Below are 15,509 nucleotides of genomic sequence, written 5' to 3'. Positions count from 1 at the left end.
CTCTGGTAATTTAAGTGTTGATTGACAGGATTTAATGAGCGGGGGATTTTTCGCTAATATTTGTCTTGTTCTTAGGGATTTTAAGTAAAAACAATATTGGAATAATGAGTACAAACATCATAGTGATGAATGAGAATGTATGAACAAAAGCAATAATCTCAGATTGTTTCTGCACTTGCTCTTGTAGAATAGTTTGGGTTGTTGGATCGCTTAGTTTTAGCCCTGTATCGCTGAGCCACTGCTGTAAATTAGGATTGTATGGGCTAATAGATTGACTTAATGAGTTCCATTGCTCTTGAGAGCTTCTAAACTGATAAGTAGTTGCAATGGATATACCAAACGAGCTACCTATGGTTCGAAATAGGTTGAATATACTGGCACCTGCCACGCCTTGATCAGGCTTGAGGGTAGTATAGGCAATTGATGACAAGCTAGAGAAAACCAGTCCCATACCACAGCCTTGAATTAAGCTTGGAATGATTAGCCAGTAGAAATCGATATTTTCTGAATATTGCGACATTATGATGCCGGCAACACCACATAGAACAGCTCCAGAGGCAACCATTCCTTGTAATCGACTGTTATTCATAAATTTGGCGGTCGCTATTAAGGTGATCGCTGCCGCTATTCCTCGAGGAGCCATTAGCAAGCCTGTTGTATCGACCGGGTAGTTTAGGACACCTTCAAGCATCATAGGCAACTGCGCAGTCAAGCCGAATAAAGCGCTCGCAAAAATAGCCATCATTAATGAACCTAAGGCTAAATTACGATTACTCAGCATCCAGATAGGTGCAACAGGGCTGCGAGTTTTGAAGCTACGATAAACAAAGAATCCTATACCAACAAAAGCCATGATCATGCTGACTTGAATGACTCGGGATTCAAACCAGTCTAATTGGTTGCCTTGGTCTAAGACCATTTGCAGCATACCAATGCCGACAGCCATTGAAATCATTGTTGGCCAGTCAATAACTGCTTCACGTTTATTGGAGGTTTTTATAAATAGGTAAATCATTGTTAGGCAAAATAAGCCTACCGGAACATTGACATAAAATACCCAGCGCCAATCCATGTTTTGGGTAATTAGGCCGCCTAAGGTAGGGCCTAAAATTGGACCTAACAAAATGCCAATACTAAAAATCGACATTGCTTTTCCGCGTTCATTAGCGGGGAAAACAGAGATAAGCAGTGATTGAGAAAGAGGAATAACGACCGCGCCAAACATCCCTTGTATGATGCGAAATAATACCATAGCTTCAATAGACTGGGCTTGACCACACAATATAGATGAGACCATGAAGCCAGAAATGGCCGTCAACAATAAGCGTCGTTCACCCAGTTTACTCGCGAAGAAGCTAGTGAGAGGAATGAAAATCGCTTCAGCCATAGTATAGGCAGTTAACACCCAGGTAATCGTATCAGATGTTGCGCCTAGCGCCCCTTGCATTTGAGGGAGTGCTACATTGGCTATGGTCATGTCGAGCAAAACCATGATTGCAGAGGTCATTACTGCAATCACAATCATGGTACGTTTAAAAGGTGTTATGTTTTCCACGACTATTCTCCAGCCGTCGTATCCACAGTCACTTGGGTACTTGAGCCAATTCTTAGTAGCGGTGTCGTTGATAAGTCATCGGTAATAACAATCTTAACTGGGAAGCGTTGACCGATTTTCACCCAGTTACCCGTCGCATTTTCTGGAGGAAGCAGTGAAAAGCTAGTACCGCTGGCAGGAGATATTTTCTCAAGCTTGCCATGCCATACTTGGTCTGGGTACATATCAATTTTAATCTCAACAGTTTGACCTTCAGCAAGTCTTGGCATTTGCGATTCTTTAAAGTTTGCTTGAACCCATTGACTGTATTGTTTTACAACAGGAAATAGCGGCTGACCAGTCGTAACAAATGTACCTAGATGAATTTTCACATCGCCAACGTAGCCATCAAAAGGCGCACTGATGTCAGTGTAACTAAGATCCAGTTCAGCTTTGGCAAGATGCGCTGCCGCTTGTTGTACTGCCGCAGAGGCGGTGCCTTTACCACCTTGAGTATCAATGGCTTGTTGTAGTGCGGCTTGAGAAGCGTGCAAACGTGCTTGAGCATCGGCAAGGTGAGTGCGGTCTGTATCGCCTTGTTGAATAGGCACTAAACGTTTAGCGACTAATACTTGAGTGCGTTTATACGTTTTCTGAGCATTGAGAAGGTTAGCTTTAGCTTCATTTAATTGAGCAATAGCGGCATTCACGCCAGATTCTTGAGATTTATTTTGTTGCAGCGCAGCTTGATAAGCCGCTTGTGCTTCTTTTACCGCAATTTTATACGGCTGAGCATCAACAGAGATCAGGTGATCGCCCATATGAACAAATTGAAAATCATCAACAGAAATTTGAGTAATACGGCCTTGAACAAGAGGTGCTACTGAAACCGTTTTGCCATGTACATAGGCATTTTCAGTCGAAGGGTGAAGGTCACTGTAGTGCCAGTAATAGGCTACGCCACCGCCAATGGCTAAAAGAATGATAGCAGTTATATACCCTTTTAAGTATTTCTTCATGACCAACCTAATTTGACTACAAATATTGATGAGAATTTAAGGGGCTAGACTATAAGCTCTAATATGGCCGTTTAATATGATAAAAAGTGCACACTTACTTTTAGTTTCTGCACATTAATTTACTCGACATACCCTTGACTATAAAAGTGAAGAGTGTGCACATAACTTAATGTTCTTTCTCAGGGTTTACTCTTAATCATAGCCTGATATGAAGTATTGCAGGCAATCGAATAACTGCAAGGCGGTAGTAATATTGCCCAACTATATTATCAGGCCACCCATAGCTAAATTTTCAGATAAAATGAAGCCACCCATATTCAATGTTCCTCACACTAATCTCGGTTTTATGAGTTTTTAAGATTGAAATGCACAAAAAGGGATATGGATTATAGTCATTTGCACTGTAAACCGAGCCTAATTAACGGATGTAACCACCAATTGGCAATAGAAGCACTATTTCAATGCTTGGCTTGAAAGTTGGTAAAGAGTGAAGTGAATACAGAAAAAAGGGCTAACCCGTTTTTAGATACTGACAGCAAGATGAAAAATGTCGTCGTCGTTTTTCTAGATGTTCGCAGTAAGAGGTTAACTCTTCAATTGTGCCTACTGGACCATGAAACAACGATCCAAATTTGGTAATAAGTTCAATCCAATTAGCATGTGGGATACTCATCGTAGTCAGTAGATTTTGGCTATGTTCGCTGATAGTTCCTTGTTTATCATCGCGAATGATTCGTCCGGTCTCTTTAATTAGTGCGAGATAATCAGTTAATAAAAAATTGATTCCTTTAGGTTGGTTATTCTGCTCATTTCCAATAAATGGTAGAAGGTTTTTAGGTTGCTTCCCATGTAAACCTGTATGAATACGGAGCTGGATACTAGTATGGCTTGATTGTTCTGGCGTATCAGCCATTTTAGCTCTAATAGGGTTTAAATCTACGTAAGCCATGCACGTAAGAAGTGCTGCCTCATCAAGTAAAGCTTGTGACTTAAAACGGCCCTCCCAAAATCGACCTGAGCAGTTATCTTCTTTATTTGCCTGCCTTGCAATGGGTTCATTTAAGCAGCGCATAAACCAACTAATATCGCATAGTCTGGCTCGGTAAGTTGCGACTAGATGGTTTAATTTGATTGATTCTAAATTACTGATTTCCTGATCTTTTACAAATTTATGAGTTAATTCGTTACCTTTAAATATCTTATGCCAATGCTCTAGGACTTCTTTATCACTCCAGGTATTTGCAGTATCAATGTCAATTCGCAATATCACGTGTAAATGATTCGACATAATAGCGAAAGCGGCTATATCGATAGCAAAAACAGTTTCAAGCTTTAGAAGTAATGATTCAACCCAACCTCGGCGATGGTCATAATTTTTTCCCGAATAATGGTCATCACCACATAAATATGCTCGCCGAACAACACGACTACAGCAGTGGTAGTAGGGGGTATCTTCAATGCTTATCTGAGTTCTGCGAGGACGAGGCATAGTATTCTTCCATCATCGGTAACTCTTTTAGCTTAGTCGATGATGACGATAACGATAATGGAATTTAACATGGGTGGCCCTATTTATGTTAGAACCGAAAAGGATTAATTATGGGTGTCCAGATTAAATATCTATATTAAATGTATTCTGCTTGTTCAACAGATTATAAAAAGCCTTTAAATAACAATGGGTGTCCAGATTTTAAAAACCAAAACACCCAACGTTATATTGAACCGCTATTTTTGGCTATTTACGTATTCTTTAAAGCGGGCTTTAGTGGCATCGTCTGCTTTGCTGTACCAGAACATTAGCATTTCTTCTTCAGTGGTTGCCGATGTTGTTTGTGGTACGGTGCCATCTTTTGCAACCTGAGTTGATGCGACGGGTACTACAACAACTTCGGTGCCGGAAGCTTGGGCTGCGGTCACTGCGGCGTAAGCTAAGCTGTTGCCTGTAGCAATTGCGGCTGCGCTATTTGTCGCGTTGAACTTCATGACTTCTGCTTCGTAGTCACGACCAAACTGAACACCGTGGTGAATGAGCTTATCTTGAGCAATTTCAACTTTGTTACCTGATTTATCAATTAGGTTCCAGTCTGGATTTTTATCAAATCGTTTTGCTTCGCGAATGTTCTTATAATGAGGGAATTGAAACTCTAACTCTTTGTCTTTAGCTGTAAATTTAGCCATAACGACATCCGAGGTCATTTTCTCGAAGTCTTGTCCTCGTTTAAAGCTAGGTTGGTAGCGAAAGACAATTTGGTTTTCGCCGTCAGGTAATATTGCTGTTGAGCTAGATGAGAAGAAGCCACCATCAACCGCGGGCTCTGCGCCGTTCACGAGCAGTAAGTCTACATACTCTGGTAGGTCGATTTTTACATCAGCAAATACCGGTGATGTAAATGAAAGTGCTAGTCCAGTTAGCAAAATTTTCTTGTACATAGGGCTTCTCTGTTAGTCGTCATTTAATAATTGAGTTAATTCAGCATTCGATGGTTCAAAATTACATCATAACTTGTTTGGTTTTGAAAACGTTTGGCTGAGTGTTTGTATCTCTGGCAACATTCTGTGGATCAAATGCAATTGTTGCAAGATCATCTGTGCAGATGTGCCATCACTCTCACGCCATTGAGACAATTTATGTTGAATTGAGTTGCTATCAAATACATTTGGGTCAAAAGTTTCGTTACGCAGTGCTTTATCAATAGCATCGAGCTTAACATGAATTTCTTGATAAGCATCAATGACCAACTTATGTGTTGTGGCATCGCTAAGCTGAGTTCGGTGAGCGCCTAAAGCCGAAACATAACTGAGTAGCGCATGGCTTAATGTTAAAAAGCGAAAGCTTTCGTCAACGGCATTTTGATAGCGCCCAGGCTCAGCCAACATATTACTGATTGCCGCACTTAAGTTAGCATCTTGTCTGTGAGCATCGCGTCTAGAAATTCGATAAGTCAGATCGTCGGTTTTGCCAACGCGATATTGAGCGATAATCTGTCCGAGATAGCGGTTATTGGCGCGAACAGTATTAGCCATCAGAGACGGAATCTTTTTAGCCTGCCAATCAGGCAATATAAAATAGACGGTACTAACTGCCAGTAAACTACCAACCAAAGTATCGGTTAAACGCGGTACAATTACGGCATATCCAGCGCCTAATTGTGAGAATAAAAACAACACAAGTACGGTGATGACAGCCGTTGCATAGGCATAGTTTTGTAAGCGGAACGCAAAAAATAGCACACTAGAAATCACGATAACAAACAGTTGTCCTTCCACATCAGGGATCAGAGATAGCATGATCACGCCAATAATTAGACCGGCAAATGTCCCGCTAATTCGATGAAATAACTTCTGTTTGGTAGAACTGAAGTTGTGCTGACAAACAAATAAGGTCGTCAACAGTATCCAAAAACCATGTTCGATAGAGAACAGTTCAATAATTGCATAACCTGCTGTTAATGCGAGAGAAAGCCGAACTGCATGACGAAATAACATCGATGAAGGTGACAGACTATCGCGAATTCGTTGCCACATCTGAGAGGCTGTATGCGCCGTCTTATCATCAAGCACATTATCACTCGAGGGAGCGTCAGGGTTATTGACGTTATTTAGTAGGCGGTCAACAGTGCATAAGTTATCAAACAAGTATTGAAGTTGTCTTAATGAATGCTGCCATTGCGGATTATTTTGTTGTTGAAGGTGATTCATTGCCCCTTGCAGTTCATCTAATGCAAACACAGAGCTTTGGCTACGAACATAGGGTTGATTTAGTCGTATCGATTTTGCAATATCTCGACATTCTTTGGCATAAGTTTGCAGCAAGTGCTTAAAGCGAAATAAGACGTCAGAACGCTCAAAGTGTGAGGCTAAATCGTTATAGCGGTAGTGACTGGAATTCAAACGTTCGTGAATATCTTGAGCTAAAAAGTAAATACGCAAAAAACGATCGCTAGGGCCATCAACATGCCCTTTTTTCGAACGCTTGATAAAGGTATCTCGACATAAGTCCAATGCGGTAACCGTATTTGCATTTAGCCTGGCTTCTTCGATGCGCATAGACTGAGAGTGATTACCTAGCGAAGGATGAAAGCGACTACTTTTAGCTTGCAGATAATAAGACATCTGTAAAAAGGTTTGTGACAAGCTTAATTGGACGGGTTGCATTGGCCATAAGCTTTGCCAAATCAACGACAGCAAGTAATACCAAGCAGCGCCACTTAATAGCAAAATTGGCTGAGTGAAAATACTGCTGCTTTCACTTGCTCCGAGCATGGTGTATATCGCAATAAGCAAAGAGCCAAAGGCAATGCTTGCATAACGAGCACCAATAGCGCCTAGCATGATAAAGACGAAGGTCGATAAACAAAGACCTAGACCAAATAAAATCGGGTAGGGGTATAAGATCTCGATAGAAAGGCTGGCAATAGCAAAACAAATGAAGGTTAATACCAAAGCTTTGAAGCGACCCCAGAGGTTGTCATCGGTCTCTGCAAGAGCTGCCGCAATGACCCCCAGAACTAAAGGTGTGATCTCCGCATATTGTTCCATGTACCAACATGGCACCACCACCCCTAGCATTGTCACTAAGATCAGTAGGCTGTAATTGATTGTTTTACTCGCCAACATTTGACGAAAAGAGACAAGAGTCTTTACTGACATTTAACGCTAACCTTATGCAATACAAGGATACTTTACACAGGCTTGTGCGGTTTTGCACTTAATTGAATAGGCCACCCATGAATATTTCACTTTTTAGTCAAAAAATACACAAACTGATCCTTCTACGAGAATAAGATAGATCACGCATTTCTAATTTTAATCTGGACACCCATAGTTAAATTCATGAGTTTAACTATGGGTGTCTCTATTTTTCTTCTTCTCTCGAGTTTCGATCTAATAGCGGATACCGAGAGTTGACCCACTTACATTTTATCTTGGGTGTCCACATTTATAATGACCCAGCTTAATAAGGCCAAACAAACCACAACAAAGGCAAAGCCAAATTGAAACGTGAAGAATAACTAGATATCGACTTAACTATGGGTGTCCAGATTCTGGGAAATACAAAGAAAAATACAAATTTATATCCCGCATGATGCGCTATGTTGATGAATCATAGTAAACTGAGTGGGTTAAGCCCTATTTTCAAGGACAAGAAAGCCCTCATGCAGTTGCAAGCGACCTCTTCGGCACAGTTTTTTTTACAAGACGAATACTTTGATATTAAGTTGGAAAAGGATCAGCTGATTCTTACTTCTCAACAAAATCAGACCTTGATTCCTTTTTCTGAGTGGAGTGGCAAAACTTCAATTGAGCGCGGTGTCGTATGGGGGAATATTACCTTTTACGGCTATGAGCAAGAATTGCCTAGTGGTGATTTTGAGCGAAGCGCTTGGCGAGTTCAGGGGTTGCCGTGGGGGAAAGCGAAATCGTTTGGGCGCACTGCGGTGCAATATTATGAAAAATGGCATCGCTTGCAATGTCGTCAGCTCAATTTGTATTTACCTAAATGGCAGCAAAAATTACAATTATTGCAAAAGCAACCTGCATACTTAGCCAACTCACAGTGTCTCGCTTGGCAAGAGATGGTGCTGAGCGATCTTAAAGAAATGAACATCAGCCTCAATGACGCCAACCAACGTTTGTCGGACGGCATGCAGGAAGTCAATGCATGGCTTGCCGATAGTGCAGATGTGGTGACGGCGCGTAATGATGTCTGGTTAGAAAACGAAGTGAACAACTGGCAAGTGCTGTTTAATCAAATTGAACACTCACCGCTTAATCCATCGCAGCAAAAAGCCGTATTGCTAAATAATGATCACAACTTGATTCTTGCAGGAGCCGGTACGGGTAAAACCAGCGTGTTAATGGCAAGAGTGGCCTACCTGTTACAAAGCCACCAAGTTCAGGCTGAAGAAATTGCATTGTTGGCGTTTGGTAAGGATGCGGCAAGTGAAATGTCGGAGCGCTTGTCTAATAAAATTGGTGTGACTTCGCAAAAGGTCAATGTCAGCACGTTCCATAAAATGGCGCTGCAAATTATTCAGCAGGTAGAGGGTCAACCTGCCAAGGTCAGTTCTTTGGCCTATGAAGCGAAACAAAAGCAGCAATGGTGTGCCATGTGGCTAAAAGGCCACTGGACTAATGCCACCAATTTTAAACGCTGGGAAAAGCACTTATCTTTATGGCCCATCGCCTTTTTAAAAGGGGATATAGAGCTAGACAGTCAATATGAAAACCCGAAGTTAATTGCTTGGCTTGATCAACAAGTCGACCAACTTTGCACTATGGGTGTGACCAAGAAAAGCATTCAACAACAGCTGGTGGATCACCCAGAATATTCTCGCTTAAATAGTGAGTTGCAGTTGGTTTGGCCATGTTATCAAGCATGGAAACAATACTTAAAAGACCAAGGCGAACTCGATTTTCATTCGATGATTGAAAAAGCGACCGATTACGTCACTAAAAATCGTTTCAAAGCCCCATGGCGCGCAATTATGGTGGACGAATATCAAGATATCTCACCGGCACGCCTTGCATTGATAGAAGCGCTGATCAATCAGCCATCAGAGCAGGGCAGACGCTCATTATTTGCTGTGGGTGATGACTGGCAGTCTATTTATCAGTTTGCTGGTTCGGATGTGAATTTAACCACACGTTTTGTCGAACGATTCCCGTATGCAACAACCCATTATTTAGATACGACTTATCGCTTTAATTCTCAGATAGCGGATATTGCTGGCGAGTTCATTTTACAAAACCCGCACCAGTTGAAAAAAACTTTAACCGCTCACAAACAGCAAAAACAAAAAGCGGTGTCAGTGGTTAAAGAATCGAAATTGCAAAACACACTGCAGCGCATCAACAACACGCCTAAGCCCCTATCTGTATTAGTCTTGGGGCGCACACACAAAGATGAGCCAAGCCAATTAAAACAGTGGCAGAATGAATATACTCATTTACAGCTAAGCTTTATGACCTGTCATGCAAGTAAAGGTAAAGAAGCCGATGTAGTGTTGATCATGGGTGTCAATGAAAACAACTTCCCGCAAAAAGAGCGTGCGCCGCATTTAGATGTCGCACTTAAATCAACCAACGAATCTTTCCCATTTGCCGAGGAGCGACGTCTATTTTATGTCGCATTAACTCGCGCAAAACAAGAAGTGGTGGTCAGTTACGATCTTCAGCCATCAGTGTTTGCTACAGAACTGCTAGAAGGCCAATATTCGGTAAAGAAAAAGTAGTAATCAGGCTTAGTTTGGATAAACACAAGGAGGTGTTAAGTGAAGAAAAAAGTAATGACATTATTCGCCGTGATTTTCATGGCAACCTTGGCCGCTGTAAATATGGACTCTAATAGTCAGGTAATGGCGCACACTACTGTCTATGAACAAGGCATCAGCATGTCATCAAGCATTGATGTTGCGGAAAATAGAGCCGGCACTAGCAATGATGACAGAGCAAAGCGTCGCTCTTCTAAAAAGTCCAAAGATTGCAAGCCACAAACAAGCAAAAGCGCTTAGCTATATATGAAAATGAACCTGTTAATACCATGGTCGTAATTGGCTGATAACAGGTTCATCTATTATACGAATACATTTGAGCAACTAAGTGCGTTTTTCCAAATAGCTCTGATAATCAGGAATAGAAATCTCTACTTCTTGGTCAATAAGAGAAGAGTCAAATAAGAAGCGAGCGGTCGCGCGGTTAGTGGCAATTGGAATATTCCACACACTAGCAATACGCAGCAGTGCTTTTACATCAGGGTCATGGGGGGCGGCATTTAATGGGTCCCAGAAGAAAATCATGACATCTATTTTGCCTTGCGCGATTAATGCACCCAACTGCTGGTCGCCACCCATAGGGCCACTCATTAAGCTTTCTATTTCAAGACCCGTTTCACGGCTTAAAAGGTTACCTGTTGTGCCGGTGGCGTAAAGTGTGTGCTTCTCAAGCTTTGCTTTATTTTCTTCAGTCCAGCTTAGTAACTCTTGTTTGTAGTGGTCGTGGGCAACGAGGGCAACATGCTTATGCGCCTTCATAGTACGGGTGGTTTTTTCCATGGTTTAGTTACCTAATGTTGTTGTTTAAATAGATACTATCATTAGTCTAATTAACTTTGGCAGTATGAAGATGGAATTTATCTTTCTTACATCAGTAAGTCAGATAAATTTACTCAATCTGAGAGATTTGTTAAATTGTCAGCGCAAACTAACATCATCATTATCAATCTAGGAATACACAATGAACAAAGCCGTAGTTATCTTCAGTGGAGGTCAAGACTCAACGACCTGCCTAGTGCAAGCCTTAACTCAATTTGATGAAGTTCATGCCATTACTTATGACTACGGGCAACGTCATCGCCAAGAGATCGAAATCGCGCAAAAGATGGCGAAAAAGCTAGGCGTGAAAGCGCACAAAGTCATGGATGTGACGCTGCTTAATGAACTTGCAGTAAGCTCGCTCACTAGAGATGATATTCCTGTCTCACATGAATTAGCCGATAACGGATTACCCAACTCGTTTGTTCCGGGGCGTAATATTTTGTTCCTGACGTTAGCGGGCATTTATGCCTACCAAGTAGGCGCGAAGACATTAATTACCGGCGTATGTGAAACCGACTTTTCAGGCTATCCTGACTGCCGAGATGAATTTGTCAAAACCATGACCTCAGCATTGGCACTAGGTATGGATTACCCACTGCAAGTCAACACCCCATTAATGTGGCTAAATAAAGCGGAGACATGGGCAATGGCTGATCACTACAATGCATTAGAAATGGTGCGAGATGAGACGCTTACTTGCTATAACGGCATTGTGGGTAGCGGTTGTGGGGATTGCCCTGCATGTGACTTAAGAGCCAAGGGGCTTGAGCAGTATCAGCAAAACTCACAGCAAATTATGGCGGATTACAGACAGAAAACCGCATAAAACGACTCAAAACTGCTACCTATTTGAATTGATTAGCAATAATAACCAGCCTCAATGATTTTCATTGGGGCTTTTTTATCACTCGATAATGTCACGTTACTCAATCTGTCGTTATGCAAACAGTAACCTTACGCTGAATTGACAATTGAGTAGCGTGGCAAAGCGACACTATTAGCAATCAATCGCTACCCAGAAAACCCTCATGGAATTTACCGAACAAGATCGCGCTGCCCTTTATGACACTTGGATGTCACAAAAAGCCAAAATGCGTTTAACCCAAATGGACATTTCCCGAAAGCTCGGCGTTTCACAAGCCGAATTTGGCCAACTGTTGCGTGGCAAAGGCTCCCTAACGTATCCTTTTGTGACACGCTTTTGTGAATACTTAAAGATCGATCCTGCCTATGTGATTCCTTCTTTAAGAGTGAACGTTTCAGCTGAAAATAGCATCATTACGTTATGCTCAAGAATGTCCGTCGACGGCAACATCCGTAACGTATATGTAGATGGTAATCAGGTGGTAGTGGAATATGAGCATAGAATTGGGTAGGGGTTAGGCCCTGGGAAGCTGGAACTCAGAGCCCAGGACATAGAACCTAGCGCGCGCCTATCCCCCACACCCAGAAACTGCTAGCATCGTGCTCATTCAAATCGAGCCAGATTGTAGCTCGATAAAGCGCATGATAGAGATATATACATGTCCTTACTCAACAGGCTAAAAAAAGAATGGTTCTTGGTGGGAATGGTGTTGGCGATTGTGCTGGCAACCCTCACGCCCAATTGGGGTAAGTCGGGCGGCATACTGCATTTAGATACCTTCACCGTACTGGGCATCGCCTTAGTGTTCTTTTTACATGGTCTTGGGCTATCTCCTAAAGCCATTGCGCAAGGTGTGGCCAACTGGAAGCTTCACTTATACGTGCAATGCGCCACCTTTGTCGCCTATCCACTGCTTTGGCTTATATTTGGTCAAGGCATGCTGACTTATATGCCCGCCGCACTGGCGTTTGGCTTTTGTTATCTGTTCGTTTTACCCAGCACCATCTCATCATCGGTTGCCATGACCGCAATTGGCAAAGGTAACTTACCCGGCGCCATTTTCAATGCCTCTCTATCTAGCATCTTAGGCGTATTTATTACACCGCTGCTTATCCAAGCCTTTATGGGAATGGAAGGTGCCGAGCTTAATTTGCTTGATTCAGTACTGTCCATTTCAAAAATGCTGTTACTGCCCATGATAGCAGGGCAATTACTTCGCCCGTTATTACTAGAGTGGATACAAAAACACAAAGCGGTGGTCAACAAGCTCGATAAATACGTGATTCTTGTTATTGTTTACAGTGCGTTTTGTGATTCGATAGAGCATCGCATTTGGCACGACTTCTCTTTGCCTCTGCTTATCGCTTGCATTGTTATTTGTACTATAGTGTTGCTAGTGATGGTGCACAGCATACAGTGGGGCGCAAGAAAGGCCGGTTTTGCACTACAAGATGAAGTCACAGCAGTATTTTGTGGATCCAAGAAAACACTGGCGGCAGGTATACCTATGGCTAAAGTGATTTTTGTCCACAATCCAAATTTAGGCATGATTTTATTGCCGATCATGCTCTATCATCCTATTCAAATTTTTTATTGTGCGATGCTGGCCAATCGATACGCAGCGAAAGTAAAAGCTGATTAGATGGTAAAGAAATGAGTATTTGAAATACAGAATTAAGCTAATCATATGCATGTTACGCGTATATAAAATAGCACGTATATGTTTTTTGAAAGTTTGCAATATTTGTTGGAAATAGAAGCGGTTTAGGCGTAATCTAATAGCCCTAAAGTATTACTAATTGTAACTGTGTCATATATTTTAAATATAATTGTGACAGAATCCATTGCTGGGCGTTATTGTATGACTAATAGCATTTAACCTAATCATGAATTGTGGATAGCACTGCTATAAAAACCATCAATAGCTAGTTTGTGTTGCTACAGATCAATGCTAATACAGCGATTTTGCGGTCTAATGCACCGGCAATGTGACGCACCTCACAAAGGGCTGTTTCGCTAACAATGTTTGCTTAGTACTATAAATCTATAAGCAATAAAACGAATAAGCAAACAATATACTATCGAATCGTGGAATTTCGAATAATCCTCTGGGCGGTAGCGTACCTAAAACATTCTTTTTCCTGTACTATATCGCGAACCGAAATAGACTTATCTCACTTAAAGTTAAGCCGTTAAATTATGAAGCCAATTTTTAAGACCGTATTGCCATTAGCAGCATTGCTTGCCATTTCAGGCTGTACTATGCCTGGTTCTAGTGTTGATTTAGACAACAAACAAGTGTTTAACACCACACCAGATGAATCTCAGATGTCAGAGCAAGAACTGGCTCAAGCGCCAGTCAACGTAGTGAATGTGTACCCTCTATCGCCTTCTTTTGTAAATCGCTACGCCTCTTTTTCTAATGTTGAAGCTCATTCTCGAAGTAACCCCGTGTTAGATGCTGAGATTGCAAACTATGAGTATGTAATAGGTCAAGGTGACATTCTTAATATTACGATTTGGGATCACCCAGAATTGACCATTCCTGCAGGCTCTTATCGTAGCGCTGAAGAGGCCGGTCACTGGGTTCATGCAGATGGCACTATCTTCTATCCGTATATAGGCTTTGTAAAAGTTGCAGGTAAAACTGTAACCGAAGTGCGTAAAGACATTTCAAAACGTCTAGCACGATACATCGAAAGCCCTCAGGTGGATGTGAATATCGCAGGCTTCCGCTCACAAAAAGCCTACGTTACTGGCGAGATTCGTCAACCAGGTTATCAACCACTAACCAACGTACCTTTAACCTTCCTAGATGCAATCAATCAGGCGGGTGGTTTAACTGGCGATGCCGACTGGCGCAATGTGACATTAACGCGTAATGGAGAAACAGAAACATTATCACTGCATGACCTAATGCAAAACGGTGACCTAACCGAAAACCGCTTATTAGAGCGTGGCGATATTATCCATGTCCCTCGTAACGACGCACAAAAAGTGTTTGTGCTAGGTGAAGTAAAAGATCCTCAATTGCTTAAAATTGATCGTTCAGGCATGACATTAACTGAAGCGCTTAGCGAAGTGGGTGGTATTAATGAACTGGCGGCCAACGCAACTGGCGTGTTTGTGGTTCGCAGTGGGCAACGTGATAAGTCGCACGAAGAATATTTAGCTCAAGTTCGCGATCAGTCTTTAAGCGCAGATGAAAGAGCACAGCAACAAGAAGAAAAAGCCGAATTGGCTAAGCAGGGTAAACAACCTCGCCCAGAAAGAATTGTTGCTAACGTTTATCAGCTTGATATCAGTGACGCAACCGCATTAGTTACAGGTACAGAGTTCGAACTAGAAGCTTACGATGTTATCTATGTCACCGCAGCGCCTATTGAACAATACAACCGTGTTGTGCGTCAATTATTGCCAACCATTGGTGGCTTAAATGACCTTTCAGAATTTGCTGCGCGAATTCATAACTGGTAATTGCATTAGCTAAGAGACGAATTAAATGTTTGATAACATTTTAGTAGTTTGTATCGGCAATATCTGTCGCTCACCTATTGGTGAAGAGTTGTTAAAACAAGCATTGCCTGCAAAAAAAATCACTTCCGCAGGCCTTGGCGCTCTGGTCGATAAACCCGCCGATCCTAAAAGCGAACAAGTTTGCCAAGCACACAATGTGAGCCTATCACAACATGTAGCAAGACAAATCACCAGCGACATGATTGCAGAAAGTGACTTGATTTTAGTGATGGAAAAGAAGCACATAGATGCCATCACCAAACTAGCCCCAGGCGCACGCGGAAAAACAATGCTATACGGGCATTGGTTAAATAAAGAAATCCCTGATCCATATAAGCAAAGCATAGAAGCGTTTGAGCATGTTTATAAGCTAGTCGAACAGTCTGCCGATGCTTGGATTAAACGTCTTTAATTAAGAATTAGCTTTAGTTATTAGTGTTGTAGATAACTAAGTCAAATACCTCCCTTTATTTCAGTCT

General features: G+C 41.9%; 13 protein-coding genes. 7 read left to right on the top strand and 6 right to left on the bottom strand.

Annotation, left to right across the window (positions count from 1 at the left end):
• Nucleotides 1–31: 31 nt before the first annotated feature.
• From A9260_RS08490 to yccS, 5 genes are all read right to left on the bottom strand, one after another.
• Nucleotides 32–1,525, bottom strand: a complete 1,494-nt coding sequence (locus tag A9260_RS08490) for a DHA2 family efflux MFS transporter permease subunit (RefSeq protein ID WP_068698096.1) — start codon at nt 1,523–1,525, stop codon at nt 32–34.
• Between the two features lie 32 nt (nt 1,526–1,557).
• Complete coding sequence (locus A9260_RS08485; RefSeq protein ID WP_068698037.1) at nt 1,558–2,553, bottom strand: HlyD family secretion protein; 996 nt, start codon at nt 2,551–2,553, stop codon at nt 1,558–1,560.
• A gap of 511 nt (nt 2,554–3,064) precedes the next feature.
• Complete coding sequence (locus tag A9260_RS08480) at nt 3,065–4,042, bottom strand: transposase (RefSeq protein WP_068698035.1); 978 nt, start codon at nt 4,040–4,042, stop codon at nt 3,065–3,067.
• Between the two features lie 236 nt (nt 4,043–4,278).
• A complete protein-coding gene (locus A9260_RS08475) occupies nt 4,279–4,983 on the bottom strand; it encodes a DUF2057 family protein (RefSeq protein WP_068698033.1) in 705 nt (234 codons plus the stop codon).
• Between the two features lie 66 nt (nt 4,984–5,049).
• Nucleotides 5,050–7,203, bottom strand: coding sequence for a YccS family putative transporter (gene yccS / locus A9260_RS08470; RefSeq protein ID WP_068698031.1), 2,154 nt, complete (start codon nt 7,201–7,203; stop codon nt 5,050–5,052).
• Between the two features lie 506 nt (nt 7,204–7,709).
• On the opposite strand from yccS, the gene helD reads away from it, so the two are divergent.
• Nucleotides 7,710–9,788 carry a DNA helicase IV gene (gene helD / locus A9260_RS08465; RefSeq protein WP_068698029.1) on the top strand — a complete coding sequence of 693 codons (2,079 nt, stop codon included), beginning with the start codon at nt 7,710–7,712 and terminating at the stop codon, nt 9,786–9,788.
• 39 nt (nt 9,789–9,827) lie between these two features.
• Entirely contained in the window at nt 9,828–10,067 is a 240-nt protein-coding gene (locus A9260_RS08460) for a hypothetical protein (protein WP_068698027.1), read from the top strand.
• Nucleotides 10,068–10,151: 84 nt separating this feature from the next.
• Here the strand turns inward: A9260_RS08460 and A9260_RS08455 are convergent, their stop codons facing one another.
• The gene (locus A9260_RS08455) at nt 10,152–10,607 is read right to left on the bottom strand and encodes a methylglyoxal synthase (RefSeq protein WP_068698025.1); all 456 of its coding nucleotides are present in this window, start codon (nt 10,605–10,607) and stop codon (nt 10,152–10,154) included.
• Nucleotides 10,608–10,788: 181 nt separating this feature from the next.
• On the opposite strand from A9260_RS08455, the gene queC reads away from it, so the two are divergent.
• From queC to A9260_RS08430, 5 genes are all read left to right on the top strand, one after another.
• Entirely contained in the window at nt 10,789–11,475 is a 687-nt protein-coding gene (gene queC / locus A9260_RS08450) for a 7-cyano-7-deazaguanine synthase QueC (protein WP_068698023.1), read from the top strand.
• A gap of 202 nt (nt 11,476–11,677) precedes the next feature.
• Nucleotides 11,678–12,025, top strand: a complete 348-nt coding sequence (locus tag A9260_RS08445) for a helix-turn-helix domain-containing protein (RefSeq protein WP_068698021.1) — start codon at nt 11,678–11,680, stop codon at nt 12,023–12,025.
• Nucleotides 12,026–12,172: 147 nt separating this feature from the next.
• Nucleotides 12,173–13,156 (top strand): bile acid:sodium symporter family protein, encoded by a 984-nt coding sequence (locus tag A9260_RS08440; protein ID WP_068698019.1) that lies wholly within the window; start codon nt 12,173–12,175, stop codon nt 13,154–13,156.
• 557 nt (nt 13,157–13,713) lie between these two features.
• On the top strand, nt 13,714–14,991 hold the full coding sequence (locus A9260_RS08435; RefSeq protein ID WP_231892586.1) for a polysaccharide export protein: 1,278 nt from the start codon (nt 13,714–13,716) through the stop codon (nt 14,989–14,991).
• A gap of 25 nt (nt 14,992–15,016) precedes the next feature.
• The gene (locus tag A9260_RS08430) at nt 15,017–15,442 is read left to right on the top strand and encodes a low molecular weight protein-tyrosine-phosphatase (protein WP_068698017.1); all 426 of its coding nucleotides are present in this window, start codon (nt 15,017–15,019) and stop codon (nt 15,440–15,442) included.
• The last annotated feature ends 67 nt before the right edge of the window (nt 15,443–15,509 follow it).

It is taken from the genome of Vibrio sp. UCD-FRSSP16_30 (assembly GCF_001676025.1).
Taxonomy (GTDB): Bacteria; Pseudomonadota; Gammaproteobacteria; order Enterobacterales; family Vibrionaceae; genus Vibrio.
The sequence above is the reverse complement of the archived record's forward strand: the minus strand, read 5'-3'. Positions and strand labels throughout refer to the sequence as shown.